The sequence below is a fragment of the Bacillus sp. N13C7 genome (genome assembly GCF_026790065.1).
Classification (GTDB): Bacteria; Bacillota; Bacilli; order Bacillales; family Bacillaceae; genus Bacillus.
In genome coordinates this window covers 742-21524 of sequence record NZ_JALAMO010000011.1, presented here as the reverse complement: position 1 = coordinate 21524, position 20783 = coordinate 742, and the positions used below count along the sequence as shown (strand labels likewise).

20 protein-coding genes are annotated in these 20783 nt (G+C 45.0%); 19 read left to right on the top strand and 1 reads right to left on the bottom strand.

What is annotated here, in order from left to right:
- Positions 1-3: 3 nt before the first annotated feature.
- The 6 genes from prpC to spoVM all read left to right on the top strand — a co-directional run bounded on the left by prpC (position 4) and on the right by spoVM (position 5142).
- Entirely contained in the window at positions 4-768 is a 765-nt protein-coding gene (prpC, locus tag MOB98_RS13415; protein ID WP_268360655.1) for a protein-serine/threonine phosphatase PrpC, read from the top strand.
- Positions 762-2708, top strand: coding sequence for a serine/threonine protein kinase PrkC (gene prkC / locus MOB98_RS13410; protein ID WP_268360657.1), 1947 nt, complete (start codon positions 762-764; stop codon positions 2706-2708). The genes prpC and prkC overlap by 7 nt, the downstream gene beginning before the upstream one ends.
- 14 nt (positions 2709-2722) lie before the next feature.
- Positions 2723-3619, top strand: a complete 897-nt coding sequence (gene rsgA / locus MOB98_RS13405; protein WP_268360659.1) for a ribosome small subunit-dependent GTPase A — start codon at positions 2723-2725, stop codon at positions 3617-3619.
- 4 nt (positions 3620-3623) lie between these two features.
- Positions 3624-4277 carry a ribulose-phosphate 3-epimerase gene (gene rpe / locus MOB98_RS13400; protein ID WP_268360661.1) on the top strand — a complete coding sequence of 218 codons (654 nt, stop codon included), beginning with the start codon at positions 3624-3626 and terminating at the stop codon, positions 4275-4277.
- Between the two features lie 70 nt (positions 4278-4347).
- A complete protein-coding gene (locus MOB98_RS13395; RefSeq protein WP_268360663.1) occupies positions 4348-4992 on the top strand; it encodes a thiamine diphosphokinase in 645 nt (214 codons plus the stop codon).
- 69 nt (positions 4993-5061) lie between these two features.
- Positions 5062-5142, top strand: a complete 81-nt coding sequence (gene spoVM / locus MOB98_RS13390; protein ID WP_003221545.1) for a stage V sporulation protein SpoVM — start codon at positions 5062-5064, stop codon at positions 5140-5142.
- A 73-nt stretch (positions 5143-5215) separates the two neighbouring features.
- Here the strand turns inward: spoVM and rpmB are convergent, their stop codons facing one another.
- Complete coding sequence (rpmB, locus tag MOB98_RS13385; RefSeq protein ID WP_003221548.1) at positions 5216-5404, bottom strand: 50S ribosomal protein L28; 189 nt, start codon at positions 5402-5404, stop codon at positions 5216-5218.
- A 278-nt stretch (positions 5405-5682) separates the two neighbouring features.
- Here rpmB and MOB98_RS13380 point away from each other — a divergent pair, with 278 nt between their 5' ends.
- The 13 genes from MOB98_RS13380 to ftsY all read left to right on the top strand — a co-directional run bounded on the left by MOB98_RS13380 (position 5683) and on the right by ftsY (position 20746).
- Positions 5683-6045, top strand: coding sequence for an Asp23/Gls24 family envelope stress response protein (locus MOB98_RS13380; RefSeq protein WP_003238605.1), 363 nt, complete (start codon positions 5683-5685; stop codon positions 6043-6045).
- A gap of 15 nt (positions 6046-6060) precedes the next feature.
- Entirely contained in the window at positions 6061-7722 is a 1662-nt protein-coding gene (locus tag MOB98_RS13375; protein ID WP_268360665.1) for a DAK2 domain-containing protein, read from the top strand.
- Positions 7723-7860: 138 nt separating this feature from the next.
- Positions 7861-8523: an L-serine ammonia-lyase, iron-sulfur-dependent subunit beta gene (gene sdaAB, locus MOB98_RS13370; RefSeq protein ID WP_268360666.1), complete on the top strand. Its 663-nt coding sequence runs from the start codon at positions 7861-7863 to the stop codon at positions 8521-8523.
- A gap of 23 nt (positions 8524-8546) precedes the next feature.
- On the top strand, positions 8547-9449 hold the full coding sequence (sdaAA, locus tag MOB98_RS13365) for an L-serine ammonia-lyase, iron-sulfur-dependent, subunit alpha (protein ID WP_268360667.1): 903 nt from the start codon (positions 8547-8549) through the stop codon (positions 9447-9449).
- The gene (gene recG, locus MOB98_RS13360; protein ID WP_268360669.1) at positions 9427-11475 is read left to right on the top strand and encodes an ATP-dependent DNA helicase RecG; all 2049 of its coding nucleotides are present in this window, start codon (positions 9427-9429) and stop codon (positions 11473-11475) included. Before sdaAA ends, recG begins: the two co-directional genes overlap by 23 nt.
- A 108-nt stretch (positions 11476-11583) precedes the next feature.
- The gene (fapR, locus tag MOB98_RS13355) at positions 11584-12150 is read left to right on the top strand and encodes a transcription factor FapR (RefSeq protein WP_003221561.1); all 567 of its coding nucleotides are present in this window, start codon (positions 11584-11586) and stop codon (positions 12148-12150) included.
- Positions 12151-12163: 13 nt separating this feature from the next.
- Positions 12164-13165, top strand: coding sequence for a phosphate acyltransferase PlsX (gene plsX / locus MOB98_RS13350; protein ID WP_268360670.1), 1002 nt, complete (start codon positions 12164-12166; stop codon positions 13163-13165).
- An 18-nt stretch (positions 13166-13183) separates the two neighbouring features.
- The gene (gene fabD / locus MOB98_RS13345) at positions 13184-14137 is read left to right on the top strand and encodes an ACP S-malonyltransferase (protein ID WP_268367101.1); all 954 of its coding nucleotides are present in this window, start codon (positions 13184-13186) and stop codon (positions 14135-14137) included.
- Positions 14130-14870 carry a 3-oxoacyl-[acyl-carrier-protein] reductase gene (gene fabG / locus MOB98_RS13340; protein WP_268360672.1) on the top strand — a complete coding sequence of 247 codons (741 nt, stop codon included), beginning with the start codon at positions 14130-14132 and terminating at the stop codon, positions 14868-14870. Before fabD ends, fabG begins: the two co-directional genes overlap by 8 nt.
- Positions 14871-14953: 83 nt before the next feature.
- The gene (gene acpP / locus MOB98_RS13335; protein ID WP_003154310.1) at positions 14954-15187 is read left to right on the top strand and encodes an acyl carrier protein; all 234 of its coding nucleotides are present in this window, start codon (positions 14954-14956) and stop codon (positions 15185-15187) included.
- A 139-nt stretch (positions 15188-15326) separates the two neighbouring features.
- Positions 15327-16076 (top strand): ribonuclease III, encoded by a 750-nt coding sequence (rncS, locus tag MOB98_RS13330; RefSeq protein WP_003232030.1) that lies wholly within the window; start codon positions 15327-15329, stop codon positions 16074-16076.
- Positions 16077-16176: 100 nt separating this feature from the next.
- The gene (gene smc / locus MOB98_RS13325) at positions 16177-19737 is read left to right on the top strand and encodes a chromosome segregation protein SMC (RefSeq protein ID WP_268367100.1); all 3561 of its coding nucleotides are present in this window, start codon (positions 16177-16179) and stop codon (positions 19735-19737) included.
- A gap of 19 nt (positions 19738-19756) precedes the next feature.
- A complete protein-coding gene (ftsY, locus tag MOB98_RS13320) occupies positions 19757-20746 on the top strand; it encodes a signal recognition particle-docking protein FtsY (RefSeq protein ID WP_268363010.1) in 990 nt (329 codons plus the stop codon).
- The last annotated feature ends 37 nt before the right edge of the window (positions 20747-20783 follow it).

Here is a 20783-nt window from a genome sequence, read left to right as displayed (position 1 = left end):
GGGTTGTTAACAGCCTTAAAAACAGATACAGGAAAAATCCGCCAGCATAATGAAGATGATGCGGGGATATTCAAAGGAAAAGACGAATTTGTATTAGCGGTTGTCGCTGATGGCATGGGCGGCCATCTTGCTGGAGATGTTGCAAGCAAGATGGCTGTAAAAGCCATGGGGGAAAAGTGGAATGAGGCTGAAACGATTCCAGCTGCGCCCTCGGAATGTGAAGAGTGGCTTATAAAACAGATCCTTGCGGTAAACAGCAAAATATACGATCATGCCCAAGCCCATGAAGAATGCCAAGGCATGGGGACGACGATAGTATGTGCGCTTTTTACAGGGAAAACGGTTTCTGTTGCCCATATAGGTGACAGCAGATGCTATTTGCTTCAGGATGATGATTTCATTCAAGTGACAGAAGACCATTCACTTGTAAATGAACTGGTTCGCACTGGAGAAATTTCCAGAGAAGACGCTGAACATCATCCACGAAAAAATGTGTTGACGAAGGCACTTGGAACAGACCAGTCAGTCAGCATTGACACACGTTCCTTTGACATCGAACCGGGGGACAAGCTGCTTTTATGTTCTGACGGACTGACGAATAAAGTGGAAGGCACTGAATTAAAAGACATCCTGCAAAGCGATTCAGCTCCTCAGGAAAAAGTGAACCTGCTTGTAGACAAAGCCAATCAGAATGGCGGGGAAGACAACATTACAGCAGTTTTGCTTGAGCTTGCTTTACATGTTGAAGAGGGTGAAGATCAGTGCTAATCGGCAAGCGGATCAGCGGGCGTTACCAAATTCTCCGCGTTATAGGCGGCGGGGGAATGGCCAACGTGTATTTAGCTGAGGATATCATTCTAGACCGTGAAGTCGCCATCAAAATCCTGCGGTTTGACTATGTGAATGACAATGAGTTTATCAGGCGTTTCCGCAGAGAAGCCCAATCGGCATCAAGCCTTGATCACCCGAATATCGTCAGCATTTACGATTTGGGCGAGGAGGGTGATATTTATTATATTGTCATGGAATACGTTGAGGGCATGACGCTCAAAGAATACATAACAGCAAACGGGCCGCTTCACCCTAAAGAAGCGCTGAACATCATGGAGCAAATTGTCTCAGCCATCGCTCATGCCCATCAAAATCAGATTGTTCACAGAGACATCAAGCCGCATAACATTTTGATTGACCACATGGGAAATATCAAAGTGACGGATTTCGGAATTGCGACGGCACTCAGTTCGACAACAATCACCCATACCAATTCTGTGCTGGGCTCAGTCCATTACTTATCGCCTGAACAGGCGCGGGGCGGTTTGGCAACAAAAAAATCGGATATTTATGCGCTTGGAATCGTTTTATTTGAGCTTCTAACCGGCCGTATCCCCTTTGATGGAGAATCTGCAGTCAGCATCGCCTTAAAGCATCTTCAAGCGGAAACTCCTTCGGCGAGAAGATGGAATCCGTCAGTACCCCAAAGCGTTGAAAACATCATCCTAAAGGCAACTGCCAAAGATCCTTTTCATCGCTACGAAACGGCTGAAGACATGGAAGCAGATATAAAAACAGCTTTTGATGCCGATAGACTCAATGAAAAGAGATTTACGATTCAAGAAGACGAAGAAATGACGAAAGCGATTCCTATCATTAAAGATGAAGAGCTTGCTAAGGCTTCTGATGAAAAAGAATCAGAATTGACATCTGCCAAAAAAAATGAAACAAAGAAAAACGGTAAAAGAAAAAAGTGGCCGTGGGTTTTGCTCACGGTATGCATCGTTTTTATTACGGCTGGAATTCTCGCTGTCACTGTTTTTCCGTCGCTATTTATGCCTAAAGATGTCAAAATACCCGATGTCTCCGGAATGGAATACGAAAAGGCGGCAGAGCTCTTAGAAAAAGATGGATTGCAGGTTGATTCCGAGGTGCTGGAAATTTCGGATGAGAAAATTGATGAAGGCCTAATGGTAAAAACGGATCCTAAAGCAGATTCCACGGTCAAAGAAGGCGCAACGGTCACGCTTTATAAGAGCACGGGAAAAGCAAAAACGGAGATCGGTGATGTAACTGGACAAACGGTCGATCAGGCAAAAAAAGCGTTAAAGGACCAGGGGTTTAAACATGTAACCGTAAATGAAGTAAATGACGAGAAAGACGCGGGTACTGTCATTGACCAGAATCCGTCGGCAGGGACTGAACTTGTGCCGGGTGATGATCAAGTCAAACTCACAGTCAGCATAGGACCTGAAGACATTACGCTTAGAGACTTGAAAACGTACAGTAAAGAGGCAGCGTCTGGTTATCTGGAGGACAACGGACTGAAGCTGATAGAAAAAGAAGCACATTCGGATGACGTTCCAGAAGGACAGGTTGTCAAACAAAAACCAGCAGCAGGCACGGCAGTAAAGCCGGGAAATGAGGTTGAAGTGACATTTTCCCTCGGACCTGAGAAAAAACCGGCGAAAACAGTGAAAGAAAAGGTCAAGATCCCCTACGAGCCAGAAAGTGAAGGGGACGAACTTGAAGTGCAAATCGCGATTGACGATGCAGATCACAGCATCTCTGACACTTACGAAGAATTTAAGATAAAAGAGCCGACTGAACGGACGATCGAACTAAAGATTGAACCCGGCCAAAAAGGGTACTATCAAGTGATGGTAAACAATAAAGTTGTCAGCTACAAAACCATTGAGTATCCGAAAGATGAATAACAAGGAGGGAAAATATGCCTGAGGGCAAAATTATTAAGGCGCTAAGCGGCTTTTACTATGTACTGGATGAATCTGAGGATTCAGATAAAGTGATACAATGCAGAGGAAGAGGCATTTTCAGAAAGAACAAAATCACCCCTCTCGTCGGCGATTACGTTGTGTATCAGGCTGAAAATGATAAAGAGGGATATCTGATGGAAATTAAAGAAAGAACCAATGAGCTGATCAGGCCGCCAATTTGCAACGTTGATCAAGCAGTCCTTGTTTTCTCAGCGGTTCAGCCTTCTTTCAGTACGGCATTGCTCGACCGTTTCTTGGTTCTCGTTGAGGCCAATGAGATTCAGCCGATTATATGCATTACAAAAATGGATCTGATAGAAGATCAAGATACACGGGATGCGATTCAAGCCTATGCAGAGGATTATCGGAATATTGGGTATGACGTGTATCTCACCTCCTCTAAGGACCAAGACAGTTTATCGGACATTATCCCGCATTTTCAGGACAAAACAACGGTATTTGCCGGTCAGTCCGGTGTTGGAAAATCCTCGCTTCTCAACGCGATCAGCCCGGAGCTTGGTTTGAGAACAAACGAGATTTCCGAGCATTTGGGCCGCGGGAAACATACAACCCGCCATGTGGAGCTGATTCACACGTCCGGAGGTTTGGTTGCAGATACTCCGGGGTTCAGCTCGCTTGAATTTACAGACATTGAGGAAGAAGAGCTGGGTTATACATTCCCTGATATCAGAGAAAAAAGCTCTTCATGCAAATTTAGAGGATGTCTGCATTTAAAAGAGCCGAAATGTGCGGTGAAACAAGCAGTTGAAGACGGGGAATTAAAGCAGTACCGCTATGACCATTATGTTGAATTTATGACGGAGATTAAAGACAGAAAGCCGAGGTATTAGCATAATGATAAAGGTTGCACCATCTATTCTTTCCGCTGATTTTGCCGCTTTAGGCAATGAGATTAAAGATGTAGAAAAAGGCGGAGCCGATTGTATTCATATTGATGTTATGGACGGCCATTTTGTCCCGAATATCACGATTGGTCCGCTGATTGTAGAAGCGGTCCGGCCGGTAACAGATCTGCCGCTTGATGTTCATTTAATGATAGAAGAGCCGGATCGTTATATTCCGGCTTTCGCGAAAGCGGGCGCAGATATCCTGTCTGTGCATGCTGAAGCATGTCCGCACCTGCACCGTACCATCCAGCTCATTAAAGAGCAGGGCGTGAAGGCTGGTGTTGTTCTGAACCCGCATACGCCTGTTCAAGTCATTGAGCATATTTTCGACGATCTTGATCTTGTGCTTTTAATGACGGTGAACCCGGGATTTGGCGGGCAGAAATTTATTCATTCCGTCCTTCCTAAAATAAAAGAGGTTAAGCGAATGGCGGATGAAAGAGGGAAACAGGATCTGCTAATTGAAGTGGACGGCGGCGTCAACAAAGAAACCGCTCCGTTAGTGATTGAAGCGGGTGCAAATTTACTTGTTGCCGGTTCAGCTGTGTATGGCCAGCCTGACCGCAAGAAAGCGATTTCTGAAATCAGAGGAAGCAAATAAGCAGATGAAAAAAGAGCTGGGCATACTAAGCCCAAGCTCTTTTTCCTGTATGTAGAGAAAGGGATCAGAAATGAAAACAATCAATATCGTAGCCGGAGGCCCGAAAGATTTAATTCCCGATCTAACCGGCTGTCCGGCTGAGCACATCCTCTGGGTAGGTGTTGACAAAGGCACAGTCACTCTTTTAGATGCCGGGATCATTCCTGATGAAGCCTTTGGGGATTTTGACAGCATAACAGAGCATGAACGCTGCCGAATTGAAAAAGCCGCTCCCGCACTCCATGTATACCAAGCGGAAAAAGACCAAACAGATTTAGATCTCGCTCTTGATTGGGCACTGGAAAAGCAGCCGGATGTCATTCAGATTTTCGGCATTACAGGCGGCAGAGCTGATCACTTTTTAGGAAACATCCAGCTTCTATATAGAGGTGTAAAAACAAATATAAAAATTAGGCTGATAGACAAACAAAATCATATTCAAATGTTCCCTCCCGGTGAATATGATATTGAGAAGGATGAAAACAAGCGATATATCTCCTTTATACCGTTTTCCGAAGAAATACATGAGCTGACGCTGGACGGTTTTAAATATCCGCTAAATAAGTGTCATATTACGCTTGGTTCAACACTATGTATTAGTAACGAACTCATTCATTCACGAGGTACTTTTTCGTTTGCAAAAGGCATATTAATAATGATAAGAAGCACGGATTAGCATGTGCTTTCATTCATTTGCTGAAATCAATGAACAGGCGGTTACGGGACGTTATAGGAGGGGACAAAAATGAAATTTTACACCATTAAATTGCCGAAGTTTTTAGGAGGAATTGTCCGGGCGATGCTGGGCTCATTTAGAAAAGATTAATTGCCCAGGGGTTCAAAGCCCTCTTTCACCACATAAAAACGCCTGCCACATATCGGGGCAGGCGTTCATTTTGTTATACACGCTCAACTTTACCGGATTTCAAAGCTCGAGCAGATACATATACTTTTTTAGGTTTCCCGTTCACAAGGATACGAACCTTTTGAAGATTCGCGCCCCAAGTGCGCTTAGAAGCGTTCATTGCGTGAGAACGGTTATTCCCAGCTGTTGTTTTTTTACCTGTGATAACGCATTTACGTGCCATTTGTTTCCCTCCTCACTTGCACAAAACATCTACTTTTAAACATTCAAATGATCTTAGATGCTTTCGATATGGATACTTTAAATAATTTACCACAGCTAAAAAACGTTTGCAACTATTGTTTCATCATCTTTCAAGAAAATTCACTTGACATCTTGCAGAAACAGCGGTGCTATAGTATATGTAGAGGGACGGGCAGCGATACCCGGGTCTTTTCTTTCCTTAATGGAAACCATATAGTAGAATAGCTGTAACTCTATGCATTCGAAGGAGGAACTAGTGTGTCCATTGAATTAAGAACGAAGTACGGGCAGATTGATATATCTAATGAAGTCATTGCGATGGTTGCAGGAGGGGCGGCGATTGACTGTTACGGCATTGTCGGCATGGCCTCTAAAAACCAGATTAAAGACGGACTGACTGAAATCCTTCGGAAAGAGAATTTCAGCAGGGGTGTCCAAGTTCGCCAAGAAGGAGAACAGATACATATTGACATGTATATCATTGTCAGCTACGGCACGAAAATTTCTGAAGTGGCACATAATGTCCAAACAAAAGTAAAGTACACAGTAAATCAAACGATCGGACTGGCAGTAGACTCTGTCAATATTTATGTCCAAGGCGTACGAGTGACGAACCCGTAGTTAGGAGGAGTAGGATTGTCTATCAGAACATTAGACGGCAGAACCTTTGCCGAGATGATTCTTGCGGGAGCGCAGAATCTGTCTCAAAACGCGAGTGCGGTTGATGCGCTGAACGTGTTTCCGGTGCCGGACGGCGATACGGGAACGAACATGAACCTGTCAATGACTTCCGGAGCAAGAGAAGTGGAGCAAATGAATACGGATGATATCGGTAAGGTGGGCTCCGCGTTATCTAAAGGACTGCTCATGGGAGCACGCGGAAATTCAGGAGTTATCCTGTCTCAATTGTTCCGCGGATTCAGTAAAAGCATTGAAACAAAAAAAGAAATTAATGCGTTAGAGTTTGCACAAGCACTGCAAGCAGGTGTTGATATGGCGTATAAAGCTGTCATGAAACCTGTAGAGGGCACTATTTTAACAGTTGCAAAAGACGCTGCAAAAAAAGCGATGGAACTGGCAGAAAAAGAAACCGATATCACAGCGCTGATGACTGCCGTGATAGAAGAAGCAGAGGCGTCACTAAACCGGACCCCTGAATTGCTTCCAGTCCTGAAGGAAGTAGGCGTTGTCGACAGCGGCGGCAAAGGGCTGCTTTGTGTGTATGAAGGTTTTCTCGCTTCATTAAAAGGTGAAACTGTGCCCCAGAAAGCCGTTCTTCCGTCACTTGACGACATGGTCAGCGCAGAGCATCATAAGAGCGCACAAAGCATGATGAATACCGAAGATATTGAATTCGGTTTTTGTACCGAAGTGATGGTTAGGCTTGATCAGACAAAACGAGAATTCGACGAAGGCACCTTCAGACAAGACCTCAGCCAGTTCGGTGATTCTCTGTTAGTCATTGCGGATGAATCGCTGGCGAAGGTTCATATTCATGCGGAAGAGCCGGGAAACGTATTAAACTATGCCCAGCATTACGGTGAATTGATCAAAATTAAAATCGAAAATATGAGAGAGCAGCATACCTCCATCATCAGCCAAGAAAGCAAGCCTGCAGATAACGAAACACCGCCTGCAAAGCAGCCGTACGGCATTGTGACTGTAGCAATGGGAGAAGGCATTTCTGACTTATTCAAAAGCATCGGGGCTTCTGTTGTGATCGAAGGCGGGCAGACTATGAACCCGAGCACTGAGGATATTGTCGAAGCCGTGAAGTCTGTAAATGCAGAAACGGTGTTTATCTTACCGAATAACTCGAACATCATTATGGCTGCTAATCAAGCGGCCAGCGTAATGGATGAACAGGTTTTTGTCATTCCGGCTAAAACGGTTCCGCAAGGGATGTCAGCCCTGCTGGCATTTCATCCTGATCAAGAAGCTGAAGCGAACAAAGCCAATATGCTCAGTGCCATTCAGCAAGTAAAAAGCGGGCAGGTGACGTACTCAGTCAGAGACACTCATATCGACGGCAAAGACATTAAAAAAGGCGACTTTATGGGCATTCTGAATGGAACGATTATCGGAACTGCTGAAGATCAGCTGTCAGCCGCGAAAATGCTGCTGGCAGAAATGATCGGAGAAGACGACGAAATTGTCACTATCCTTTATGGTGAGGATGCGTCCCAGGAAGAAGCTGAGGAGCTTGAAGCGTTTCTTAGTGAAAAGTACGAGGATATTGAGGTTGAGGTCCACAATGGAAAACAGCCGCTGTATTCGTATATCGTTTCCGCAGAATAGAAGGGCGATTCGCCCTTCTATTCTTATGTCTGCTTTTAAGTGCGGCAGCGCTGTAACGCGCCCGCTTGCCATTTTATATCTGATCAATTAGTCTAGAAGCAAAGCGCTTATAAGCTCAGGTTCATAAGGAGGAATAGCATGAAATACAGAAGCGTTTTTGATATTATTGGCCCGGTTATGATCGGTCCATCCAGTTCGCATACGGCGGGAGCGGCTAGAATCGGGAGAGTGGCCAGAAGTTTATTTGGCAGAGAGCCTGAGCGCATCGTCGTATCCTTTTACGGCTCTTTTGCAGAAACGTATAAGGGCCACGGTACAGATGTCGCGATTATCGGCGGATTGCTTGATTTTGATACATTCGACGAGCGGATTAAAACTGCTATACAACTTGCAGAGGGTAAAGGAATTGATATAGAGTTTCGGGTTGAAGACGCTGTCCCGGTCCATCCGAATACAGCCAAAATCACCATATCTGATGAAAAGGGAGAGCTTGAGCTGACGGGTATTTCGATTGGCGGGGGAAAGATCGAAATCACAGAATTGAATGGTTTTGAACTCCGGCTGTCAGGAAACCATCCGGCCATATTAGTTGTTCATAATGACAAGTTTGGCACAATTGCCGGTGTTGCCAATGTCCTCGCGAAATTTTCAATCAACGTAGGCCATATGGAAGTAGCCCGCAAAGATATCGGGCAGCTTGCGCTGATGACAATAGAGGTGGATCAAAATATTGACGACCACGTTCTCGACGAGCTGTCGAAGCTGCCGAATATTATTCAAGTGACAAAGATTGCTGACTAGCGAAGGGTCAGGAGGAGCCAGTTATGTTTCGTAATGTAAAAGAATTAATTGAGATTACCAAAGAAAAGCAAATATCGATCTCTGATGTAATGATCGCGCAAGAGATGGAAGTTACAGAAAAAACAAAAGAAGAGATTTTTCAGCAGATGGATCACAATCTGACTGTCATGGAAGCAGCGGTTCAGAAAGGACTTGAGGGCGTTACGAGCCAAACGGGCTTAACAGGCGGGGATGCCATTAAATTGCAGGCCTACATTCAATCAGGTAAAAGCCTGTCTGGTCCGCTGATTCTAGATGCAGTATCGAAAGCTGTTGCAACAAATGAAGTAAATGCAGCCATGGGAACCATCTGTGCGACACCGACTGCAGGTTCTGCCGGGGTGGTGCCTGGCACGTTATTTGCTGTAAAAGAAAAGCTGAATCCGACAAGAGAACAAATGATCCGCTTTTTATTTACGGCCGGGGCTTTCGGATTTGTCGTGGCGAATAACGCAAGTATTTCCGGTGCCGCCGGGGGATGTCAGGCAGAGGTTGGATCAGCCTCAGGCATGGCTGCAGCGGCTATTGTTGAAATGGCAGGCGGAACACCCGAGCAAAGTGCGGAGGCCATGGCTATTACATTAAAAAATATGCTCGGCCTTGTGTGCGACCCTGTTGCAGGGGTAGTTGAAGTGCCTTGTGTGAAACGGAATGCAATGGGCGCTTCAAATGCAATGATTGCTGCTGATATGGCATTGGCGGGCATTACAAGCCGCATTCCATGTGATGAAGTTATCGATGCAATGTATAAAATTGGCCAAACGATGCCGACTGCACTTAGAGAAACAGGCCAGGGCGGTTTAGCAGCAACACCGACTGGAAGAGAGTTAGAGAAAAAAATTTTCGGAGGAGCGCTAGGTTCACGTGAAACAACATCAGCAAACTAGTATAGCTAACATTAAGGGTATTGGGCCGGAAACAGAAAAAACATTACATGAACTCGGTATATATGACATTTCTGATCTTCTGAATTATTTCCCTTATCGCTATGATGACTACGAGCTGAGGGACTTAGAAGAAGTAAAGCATGATGAAAGAGTCACAGTCGAAGGGAAGGTTCATTCAGAGCCTTCTCTTACCTATTACGGAAAGAAACGAAACAGGCTGACATTCAGGCTTCTTGTCGGCCGCTATTTAATCACAGCCGTATGTTTTAACCGGCCTTACTTGAAGAAGAAGCTTTCACTGGGCTCTATTGTGACGGTCTCCGGTAAATGGGACAAGCACCGCCAAACCATCTCTGTTCAGGAGCTGAAAAATGGGCCGCATCAAGAGGATAAAAGCATTGAACCAGTGTATTCTGTGAAAGAAAATGTTACCGTCAAAATGATGAGACGATTTATTCAGCAGGCGCTGACCCAATATGCAGACTCACTTCCTGATCCTCTTCCGGAAAAGCTAAGAAATAGCTATAAGCTGCCGGATTATCACGAGGCGTTAAAAGCAATGCACCAGCCTGAAACTAGAGAAGCATTAAAGCTTGCCAGACGCCGGTTTGTTTACGAAGAATTTTTGCTGTTTCAGTTGAAAATGCAGGCGTTCCGAAAGGCGGAAAGAGAGCAGACACAAGGGATACGGCAGCGTTTTTCAAATGAAGAACTCATGAAATTTATCAACAGCCTCCCGTTCCCCCTCACAAATGCCCAGTCACGCGTGCTTCGCGAAATAACAGCAGACATGTCTTCTCCATACAGAATGAACCGTCTTCTTCAAGGGGACGTAGGGTCAGGAAAAACAGCAGTCGCCGCCATTGCACTGTATGCCGCAATCCTGTCCGGATACCAGGGAGCACTCATGGTGCCGACAGAAATTCTGGCCGAACAGCATGCTGATTCGCTCGTTTCATTATTTGAAAAGTGGGATGTCAGTGTGGCGCTTTTGACAAGCTCTGTCAAAGGGAAGCGGCGAAGAGAACTGCTTGAGCGCCTTGCCGCAGGAGAGATTGATATTCTTGTAGGAACCCACGCCTTAATCCAGGATGAGGTGGAGTTTAAGGCGCTGAGTCTCGTCATTACAGATGAACAGCATCGATTTGGGGTTGAACAGCGCAAAAAACTTCGAAACAAAGGTCAGGATCCCGATGTTCTCTTTATGACAGCGACTCCAATCCCAAGAACGTTAGCCATCACAGTGTTTGGTGAAATGGATGTATCTGTCATTGATGAAATGCCAGCAGGCCGGAAACAAATCGAGACCTATTGGGTAAAGCATGACATGCTGGACCGTATTTTGGCATTCGTCGAAAAAGAATTAAAGCAGGGCAGACAGGCTTATATCATCTGCCCGCTGATTGAAGAATCAGACAAGCTCGATGTGCAAAACGCCATTGACGTGTACAATATGCTTTCTGACATTTTCCGGGGGAAATGGAACGTCGGCCTCATGCATGGAAAGCTGCATTCGGAGGAAAAAGATCAGGTGATGAGAGAATTCAGCGCAAATCACTGTCAAATTCTCGTATCGACCACTGTTGTTGAGGTTGGCGTGAATGTTCCGAATGCAACTATTATGGTGATTTATGATGCCGACCGCTTCGGGCTGTCACAGCTTCACCAGCTGCGCGGCCGTGTCGGACGGGGAGAGCATCAATCTTTCTGTATTCTGATGGCCGATCCTAAATCAGAAACAGGAAAAGAACGGATGAGAATTATGTCCGAGACCAATGATGGCTTCGAGCTTTCTGAAAAAGACCTCGAGTTGAGAGGTCCCGGAGATTTCTTCGGGAAAAAACAAAGCGGAATGCCTGAATTTAAGGTGGCGGACATGGTTCATGACTACAGAGCGCTTGAAACGGCAAGGCAGGATGCTGCGAATCTTGTGGCCTCTGACGCGTTCTGGAAGGAGCCGGAATACGGGGTGTTGAGAGAGGAATTGCTGAAGAGCGGAGTATTAGACGGGGAAAAATTGAGCTGAACACCATAAGTTTTTGGTGCTCAGTCAGAAACAATCGTTGCATTCCAATCTATGAAATTATATACTACTATTAGTACCTAGTCTTAATTATCCGGATGGTGTTTAGATATGAGAAGAAATAAGAGAGAACGCCAGGAATTACTTCAGCAGACAATTCAAGCAACCCCCTTTATTACAGATGAAGAATTAGCGGGTAAATTTGGGGTGAGCATCCAGACGATACGTTTGGACCGTTTAGAGCTTTCCATACCGGAGCTGAGAGAAAGAATTAAGAACGTGGCAGAGAAGACGCTTGAAGATGAAGTGAAATCCCTGTCACTTGACGAAGTTATCGGAGAAATTATTGACCTTGAGCTGGATGATCAGGCGATATCTATTTTAGAAATCAAACAGGAGCATGTGTTCAGCCGGAATCAAATTGCGAGAGGACACCATTTATTTGCACAGGCGAATTCTTTGGCCGTTGCAGTCATTGATGACGAGCTGGCGCTGACTGCAAGTGCAGACATCCGCTTTACAAGACAGGTAAAGCAGGGGGAACGTGTTGTAGCGAAAGCAAAAGTGACGGCGGTTGAAAAAGAAAAAGGAAGAACGGTTGTCGAAGTGAACAGCTATGTCGGCGAAGAAATTGTTTTTTCTGGACATTTTGACATGTACCGTTCAAAACATTCATAAAGGTGGAGCATGCATGAGAATAGCTGTAGATGCAATGGGAGGAGACCACGCTCCCAAAGCTGTTATTGACGGAGTTAAAAAGGGTATAGAGGCATTTGATGATCTCCATATCACACTTGTCGGTGACAAAACAACGATAGAATCACATTTAACAACAACATCAGATCGCATCACGGTGCTGCACGCAGATGAAGTGATTGAGCCGACGGATGAACCGGTTCGCGCCGTGCGAAGAAAAAAGAACTCATCTATGGTCTTGATGGCTCAGGAAGTTGCGGAAAACAGAGCTGACGCCTGCATTTCAGCAGGAAACACCGGTGCGTTAATGACAGCCGGTCTGTTTATTGTCGGAAGAATTAAAGGGATTGACCGCCCGGCGCTTGCCCCTACACTTCCGACCGTTTCAGGAGACGGATTTCTTCTCCTTGATGTCGGCGCCAATGTCGATGCCAAACCGGAGCATCTCGTTCAATACGCCATCATGGGTTCTGTTTATTCTCAGCAAGTGCGTGGTGTTTCTTCACCGAGAGTCGGTCTTTTAAATGTCGGAACAGAAGATAAAAAAGGAAACGAACTCACGAAGCAGACGTTTCAATTACTAAAAGAAACAGCAAACATCAATTTTATCGGAAACGTGGAGGCGCGAGACCTATTAGATGATGTAGCGGATGTTGTAGTAACAGACGGTTTTACCGGGAATGTTACACTCAAAACGCTGGAAGGCTCTGCGTTGTCTATTTTTAAAATGATGAAAGAAGTGCTGATGTCTAATTTCACATCTAAGCTTGCGGCAGCCGTATTAAAGCCGAAGTTGAAAGAAATGAAAATGAAAATGGAGTATTCGAATTATGGCGGAGCAAGTCTTTTCGGCTTGAAAGCACCTGTGATCAAGGCGCACGGCTCTTCAGATTCGAATGCAGTTTTTCATGCGATTCGTCAAGCAAGAGAGATGGTCAGCCAAAATGTGGCTGCGCTCATTCAGGAAGAAGTTAAAGAAGAAAAAACAGATGAGTAGTCTGGAGGTTTTTACATCATGAGTAAGATTGCATTTTTATTCCCGGGTCAGGGATCACAATTTATCGGCATGGGAAAAGAGCTTTATGATCAGGTGCCTGCTGCAAAGCGTCTGTTCGATGAAGCGGATGAAACGTTGGAAACAAAACTCAGCTCATTGATTTTTGAAGGTGACGCTAAAGAATTAACACTTACATACAATGCGCAGCCTGCTTTGCTAACAACAAGCATTGCTGTTCTTGAAAAATTCAAAGAATCAGGCATTACACCTGATTTCACAGCAGGGCACAGCCTTGGCGAATATTCCGCACTGGTCGCGTCTGGCGCACTGTCTTTCAAAGATGCTGTTTATACTGTCAGAAAACGCGGAGAATTTATGAATGAAGCGGTGCCGGCTGGTGAAGGAGCTATGGCTGCGATTCTTGGCATGGACGCTGAAGCATTAAAGCAAGTAACTGATAAAGTTACGGAAGAAGGCCATCTTGTACAGCTTGCGAATCTCAACTGTCCCGGACAAATCGTTATTTCCGGAACAGCTAAAGGGGTAGAGCTTGCATCTGAACAGGCAAAAGAGAACGGCGCAAAACGTGCAATTCCGCTTGAAGTAAGCGGTCCGTTCCATTCTGAACTGATGAAGCCTGCTGCTGAAAAGCTGAAGGAAGTATTAGACGCCTGTGCCATCCAAGACGCTGATGTCCCGGTCATCTCTAATGTTTCTGCTGATGTTATGACTGATAAAGCAGAAATCAAAGAGAAACTGATTGAGCAGCTCTACTCTCCGGTTCGTTTTGAGGAAAGCATTAACAAGCTGATTGCAGAGGGTGTTACGACTTTTATTGAAATCGGTCCCGGAAAAGTGCTTTCAGGCCTAGTGAAAAAAGTAAACAGACGCTTAAAAACAATTGCTGTATCAGATCCGGAAACGATCGAGCTGGCAATTCAAACGCTCAAGGAGGAGAATGAAAATGCTTAATGACAAAACGGCTATTGTCACTGGCGCATCCCGCGGTATCGGCCGCTCAATCGCCCTTGACCTGGCAAAAAGCGGCGCCAATGTTGTCGTGAACTACTCCGGCAATGAAGCGAAAGCAAATGAAGTGGTAGATGAAATCAAATCTATGGGCAGAAACGCAATTGCTGTCAAAGCGGATGTATCAAATCCCGAAGATGTACAAAACATGATAAAAGAAACGCTATCAGTTTTTTCTACGATTGACATTCTTGTTAATAATGCCGGGATTACAAAAGACAATCTTATCATGAGAATGAAAGAAGACGAATGGGATGACGTTATTAACATTAACCTGAAGGGTGTTTTCAACTGCACGAAAGCTGTTACAAGACAAATGATGAAACAGCGTTCAGGCCGCATTATTAACGTATCGTCTATCGTCGGCGTCAGCGGAAATCCTGGACAGGCCAACTACGTGGCTGCAAAAGCCGGCGTGATCGGTTTAACAAAATCATCTGCTAAGGAGCTTGCAAGCCGCAATATTACAGTAAATGCGATTGCGCCTGGATTTATCTCAACCGATATGACAGATAAGCTTACAAAAGACGTTCAAGACGAAATGCTGAAACAAATTCCGCTCGCGCGCTTTGGGGAACCTAGCGATGTCAGCAGCGTTGTCACGTTCCTTGCTTCAGAGGGAGCCCGTTACATGACAGGCCAAACGCTTCATATTGACGGCGGAATGGTGATGTAAGTTTTTTCTCGAAAATTTCATCATAGTTTCTCTAGTTTTTTAAAAACGAATCCACTATAATACTTGAGGGGAGGTGAATTGCTATGGCAGATACATTAGAGCGTGTAACGAAAATCATCGTAGATCGCCTTGGCGTTGATGAAGCAGACGTCAAACTTGAAGCTTCTTTCAAGGAAGACTTAGGTGCTGATTCCCTAGATGTAGTTGAGCTTGTTATGGAACTTGAAGACGAGTTTGATATGGAAATTTCTGACGAAGATGCTGAAAAGATTGCAACAGTCGGCGACGCTGTGAACTACATACAAAACCAGCAATAAGCTGATGCTAAAAGTCCCGCCGAAATGCGGGGCTTTAGCCCTTTATTCGTGCAGTTATTACAGCATGCCGCTTTTACGCGCGCTGTATCCGGTTTAGTCAGAGAAGCGCGGTGAACCTGATGTGCCTATGGAGGTTACTATGTCAAAACACTCACATTATAAAGATAAAAAAAAGTTCTATAAAAAAGTAGAACAATTTAAAGAGTTTCAAGAACGGATTTCGGTTCACTTTCAAAATGAAAAGCTTTTGTATCAAGCATTTACACATTCATCTTATGTGAATGAGCATCGGAAAAAGCCGTATGAAGATAATGAAAGGCTTGAATTTTTAGGTGACGCTGTTTTGGAACTGACGATCTCCAGATTCTTATTTGCCAAGTACCCGGCTATGAGTGAAGGAGATTTGACGAAATTGAGAGCCGCGATTGTATGCGAACCGTCTCTCGTTTCATTGGCTCACGAACTGTCATTTGGCGACCTTGTCCTCTTGGGGAAAGGTGAGGAAATGACAGGAGGAAGAAAGCGTCCTGCTCTATTAGCGGATGTTTTTGAGGCATTTATCGGAGCCTTGTATCTTGACCAAGGATTAGAGCCGGTCGAAAGTTTCTTAAAAGTTTATGTGTTCCCTAAAATTAACGATGGTGCTTTTTCTCATGTGATGGATTTCAAAAGCCAGCTGCAGGAATACGTGCAGCGGGACGGCAAAGGCTCTCTGGAGTATAAAATCTCCAACGAAAAAGGACCTGCGCACAACCGTGAATTTGAAGCCATCGTATCTCTAAAAGGTGAACCACTCGGAGTCGGAAACGGCCGTTCAAAGAAAGAAGCCGAACAGCACGCAGCTCAGGAAGCTTTAGCTAAATTGCAAAAACACCATACGAAACAATAAAATCCCCCTTATGACTCAGGGGGATTTCAGTATGTATGCCGTCTTATTTCACCAATGTTTATGATAGAATTGAAATACTTATTACATAAGGAGGATCGCTATGTTCCTCAAACGTTTAGACGTTATAGGATTTAAATCATTTGCAGAACGGATTTCCGTAGATTTTGTAAAAGGCGTTACAGCGGTTGTCGGCCCGAACGGAAGCGGAAAAAGCAATATCACAGATGCTATTCGCTGGGTTCTCGGAGAACAATCCGCCCGGTCTCTTCGCGGCGGAAAAATGGAAGATATCATTTTTGCCGGCAGTGATTCGAGAAAGCGATTAAATCTAGCTGAAGTTACGCTTACTCTTGATAATGATGACCATTTCTTGCCGATTGACTTCCATGAGGTCAGTGTCACAAGGCGTGTGTACAGATCAGGCGAGAGTGAGTTTCTGATTAACAATCAGCCGTGCCGCTTAAAAGATATTATTGATTTATTTATGGACTCTGGACTAGGTAAAGAAGCATTTTCTATTATCAGCCAAGGGAAAGTGGAAGAGATTCTGAGCAGCAAAGCAGAGGATCGCCGCAGTATCTTTGAAGAAGCGGCCGGGGTGCTTAAATATAAAACGAGAAAGAAAAAAGCAGAAAATAAACTGTTTGAGACACAGGACAATTTAAATCGGGTAGAAGATATATTACATGAGCTTGAAGGACAGGTTGAACCTCTTAAAATTCAAGCTTCAATAGCGAAAGACTACCTTGAGAAAAAGAAAGAGCTGGAGCATGTTGAAATTGCGCTGACTGCCTATGATATCGAAGAGCTGCATGGTAAATGGTCAACGCTTAAAGAGAAAGTGCAGCTTGCAAAGGAAGAAGAGCTCGCTGAATCGTCTGCGATTTCTGCGAAGGAAGCAAAAATTGAGGATACGCGGGACAAAATTCAAGCACTTGATGAATCTGTAGATGAGCTTCAGCAGGTCTTATTGGTGACGAGTGAAGAGCTGGAGAAGCTTGAAGGCCGTAAAGAAGTCTTGAAAGAACGCAAGAAAAACGCTGTGCAAAACCAAGAACAGCTTGAGGAAGCCATCGTTCAGTTCCAGCAAAAGGAAACGGAGCTGAAAGAAGAGCTTGCGAAGCAGGAAGCAGTCTTCGAAACGCTTCAGGCAGAGGTGAAACAGTTAAGAGCTCAGGTAAAAGAAAAACAGCAGGCTCTCAGTCTTCACAATGAAAATGTCGAAGAGAAAATCGAGCAGCTGAAAAGCGATTACTTTGAGCTGTTGAACAGCCAGGCTTCAATTCGCAACGAGCTCCAGCTGCTGGATGACCAGATGTCCCAATCGGCTGTTATATTGCAGAGGCTTGCGGACAACAATGAAAAGCATCTACAGGAACGGCGCGATATTTCTGCGCGAAAAGCCGCATGTGAAACAGAGTTTGCCCGAATCGAGCAGGAGATTCACAGCCAAGTCGGTGCATATCGTGACATGCAGACAAAATATGAGCAGAAAAAGCGCCAATACGAAAAAAATGAATCGGCTCTCTATCAGGCATACCAATATGTTCAGCAGGCGAGATCGAAAAAGGACATGCTTGAGACGATGCAGGGGGATTTCTCAGGCTTTTATCAAGGTGTTAAAGAAGTGCTGAAAGCAAAAGATCGCCTTGGCGGCATTCGCGGAGCGGTCCTTGAGCTGATCTCAACAGAGCGAAAGTATGAAACGGCCATTGAGATTGCACTTGGCGCTTCTGCCCAGCATGTTGTGACCGACGATGAACAATCTGCCCGCAAAGCGATTCAATATTTAAAACAGAATTCCTTCGGCCGGGCGACGTTTTTGCCTCTATCTGTTATCAAAGACCGTCAGCTTCAAAGCCGGGACGCAGAAACCGCAGCACAGCACTTGTCATTTCTCGGAGTTGCCAGTGAGCTTGTCACATTTGATCCAACGTATCGGCGCGTCATCCAGAATCTTCTTGGAACGGTACTGATCACAGAGGATTTAAAGGGAGCAAACGAGCTTGCGAAGCTTCTCGGGCACCGGTACCGCATCGTGACCCTTGAGGGAGATGTCGTGAATCCTGGAGGTTCGATGACGGGAGGCGCAGTGAAAAAGAAAAACAACTCGCTGCTTGGAAGAAGCCGGGAGCTTGAAGATGTGACGAAACGGCTTGCTGAAATGGAAGAGAAAACAGCACTGCTTGAACAAGAAGTGAAAACCCTTAAGCAATCCATTCAGGATATGGAGAAAAAACTGGCTGATTTAAGAGAAACCGGGGAAGGCTTAAGGTTAAAACAGCAGGACGTAAAAGGACAGCTGTATGAACTTCAGGTTGCCGAGAAAAATATCAACACCCATTTAGAGCTCTATGATCAAGAAAAATCTGCTCTGGCAGAAAGCGATGAAGAGAAGAAAGCGCGTAAACAAAAGCTGGAAGAAGAGCTTTCTGCCGTGTCAGTAAAGATGAAACAGCTAGAAGAGAACATTGACAGACTGACGAAACAAAAACAAACCCAATCTTCAACGAAAGAGTCTCTCTCCAACGAGCTGACTGAGCTGAAGATCACAGCGGCCAAAAAAGAGCAGGCATGCAAGGGGGAAGAGGATAACCTTGCGAGATTAAAGAAAGAGCTCACAGAAACAGAGTTTGCATTAAAAGAAGCGAAAGAAGACTTAAGCTTCTTAACGTCAGAAATGTCATCAAGCACCAGCGGCGAAGAGAAGCTGGAAGAAGCCGCAAAACATAAATTGAATGACAAAACGAAAACGATCGAACTGATTGCGTTAAGACGCGATCAGCGTATCAAGCTTCAGCAGGGGCTTGATACGTATGAGCGTGAGCTGAAAGAAATGAAACGCCTGTATAAACAAAAAACAACGCTTCTCAAAGACGAAGAAGTCAAACTCGGGCGAATGGAAGTCGAGCTTGATAATTTACTCCAGTACTTACGGGAGGAATACAGCCTGTCCTTTGAGGGGGCAAAAGAGAAATACCAGCTTGAAACTGATCCAGAGGAAGCGCGAAAGCGCGTGAAGCTGATTAAACTCGCAATCGAAGAGCTGGGCACCGTAAACCTCGGAAGCATAGATGAGTTTGAGAGGGTCAACGAACGGTATAAGTTTCTGTCAGAACAAAAAGAAGATTTGACAGAAGCGAAAAATACCCTGTTCCAAGTGATTGAAGAAATGGATGAAGAAATGACGAAGCGCTTTAACGACACATTCGTCCAAATCCGCTCACACTTTGATCAAGTCTTCCGCTCATTATTTGGAGGAGGAAGAGCTGAACTCAGACTCACCGACCCTAACGACCTGCTTCACTCAGGAGTCGAAATTATTGCACAGCCGCCGGGGAAAAAACTGCAAAACTTAAATCTGCTGTCTGGCGGAGAGCGTGCGCTTACTGCTATAGCGCTCTTATTCTCAATCTTAAAGGTCCGTCCTGTGCCGTTCTGCGTCCTTGACGAAGTAGAGGCTGCGCTTGACGAAGCGAATGTGTTCCGATTTGCGCAGTATTTAAAAAAATACAGCAGCGATACTCAGTTTATTGTGATTACCCACAGAAAAGGGACGATGGAGGAAGCGGATGTGCTTTATGGCATAACAATGCAGGAATCCGGTGTTTCCAAGGTAATCTCAGTGAAGCTGGAAGAAACAAAAGAATTCGTTCAGTAACGAGGAAAGAGGTTAAAAGATGAGCTTTTTTAAAAAATTAAAAGAGAAAATCACAAAACAGACAGATTCCGTATCTGAGAAGTTTAAGGATGGCCTTGAAAAAACAAGAAACTCCTTTCAAAACAAAGTGAATGATCTTGTGTCCCGTTACCGTAAAGTGGATGAGGATTTCTTTGAAGAGCTTGAAGAGGTTCTCATCAGCGCGGATGTCGGTTTTACAACCGTTATGGAATTAATAGATGAGCTGAAAAAAGAAGTCAAACGCCGGAATATTCAAGATCCAAAGGATGTTCAGTCTGTTATTTCTGAGAAGCTGGTCGAGATTTATAACAGCGGAGATGAGCAAATTTCTGAGTTGAACATCCAGGACGGGCGTTTAAATGTAATCCTTCTGGTAGGTGTAAACGGGGTCGGCAAAACGACAACGATCGGAAAGCTTGCCCATAAACTGAAGCAAGAAGGAAAATCTGTTGTACTTGCTGCCGGAGACACATTTAGAGCGGGCGCCATTGAACAGCTGGAAGTATGGGGAGAACGCACGGGAGTGCCTGTCATTAAGCAGACGGCCGGAAGCGATCCAGCGGCTGTCATCTACGATGCTGTTCATGCTGCTAAAGCCAGAAATGCAGATGTATTAATCTGTGATACGGCAGGGCGTCTCCAAAACAAAGTAAACCTGATGAAAGAGCTTGAAAAGGTGAAGCGCGTTATCGAAAGAGAAGTTCCTGAAGCGCCGCATGAGGTACTGCTAGCCCTTGATGCCACTACTGGCCAAAACGCAATGGCGCAGGCGAAGGAATTCTCTAAAGCAACAAACGTGACCGGCATTGCTTTAACGAAGCTTGATGGTACGGCAAAAGGCGGTATTGTCCTTGCGATCCGCAACGAGCTACACATCCCGGTTAAACTAGTCGGATTAGGCGAAAAAGTTGATGATCTTCAGGAATTTGATCCTGAATCGTATGTGTACGGACTCTTTTCAGATTTAGTGGAAAAAGCCGACGATTAAAAAAAGGCCCCCACCTTGATATTATCCCCTCTAAGTA

Excerpts from the sequence above, each read along its gene's own strand:
- fabD (WP_268367101.1), top strand. The coding sequence starts at position 13,184 with ATGAGTAAGATTGCATTTTTATTCCCGGGTCAGGGATCACAATTTATC.
- plsX (WP_268360670.1), top strand. The coding sequence starts at position 12,164 with ATGAGAATAGCTGTAGATGCAATGGGAGGAGACCACGCTCCCAAAGCT.
- spoVM (WP_003221545.1), top strand. The coding sequence starts at position 5,062 with ATGAAATTTTACACCATTAAATTGCCGAAGTTTTTAGGAGGAATTGTC.
- ftsY (WP_268363010.1), top strand. The coding sequence starts at position 19,757 with ATGAGCTTTTTTAAAAAATTAAAAGAGAAAATCACAAAACAGACAGAT.
- rncS (WP_003232030.1), top strand. The coding sequence starts at position 15,327 with ATGTCAAAACACTCACATTATAAAGATAAAAAAAAGTTCTATAAAAAA.
- acpP (WP_003154310.1), top strand. The coding sequence starts at position 14,954 with ATGGCAGATACATTAGAGCGTGTAACGAAAATCATCGTAGATCGCCTT.
- fabG (WP_268360672.1), top strand. The coding sequence starts at position 14,130 with ATGCTTAATGACAAAACGGCTATTGTCACTGGCGCATCCCGCGGTATC.
- rpmB (WP_003221548.1), bottom strand. The coding sequence starts at position 5,404 with ATGGCACGTAAATGCGTTATCACAGGTAAAAAAACAACAGCTGGGAAT.
- MOB98_RS13395 (WP_268360663.1), top strand. The coding sequence starts at position 4,348 with ATGAAAACAATCAATATCGTAGCCGGAGGCCCGAAAGATTTAATTCCC.
- sdaAA (WP_268360667.1), top strand. The coding sequence starts at position 8,547 with ATGTTTCGTAATGTAAAAGAATTAATTGAGATTACCAAAGAAAAGCAA.
- rsgA (WP_268360659.1), top strand. The coding sequence starts at position 2,723 with ATGCCTGAGGGCAAAATTATTAAGGCGCTAAGCGGCTTTTACTATGTA.
- smc (WP_268367100.1), top strand. The coding sequence starts at position 16,177 with ATGTTCCTCAAACGTTTAGACGTTATAGGATTTAAATCATTTGCAGAA.
- rpe (WP_268360661.1), top strand. The coding sequence starts at position 3,624 with ATGATAAAGGTTGCACCATCTATTCTTTCCGCTGATTTTGCCGCTTTA.
- sdaAB (WP_268360666.1), top strand. The coding sequence starts at position 7,861 with ATGAAATACAGAAGCGTTTTTGATATTATTGGCCCGGTTATGATCGGT.
- fapR (WP_003221561.1), top strand. The coding sequence starts at position 11,584 with ATGAGAAGAAATAAGAGAGAACGCCAGGAATTACTTCAGCAGACAATT.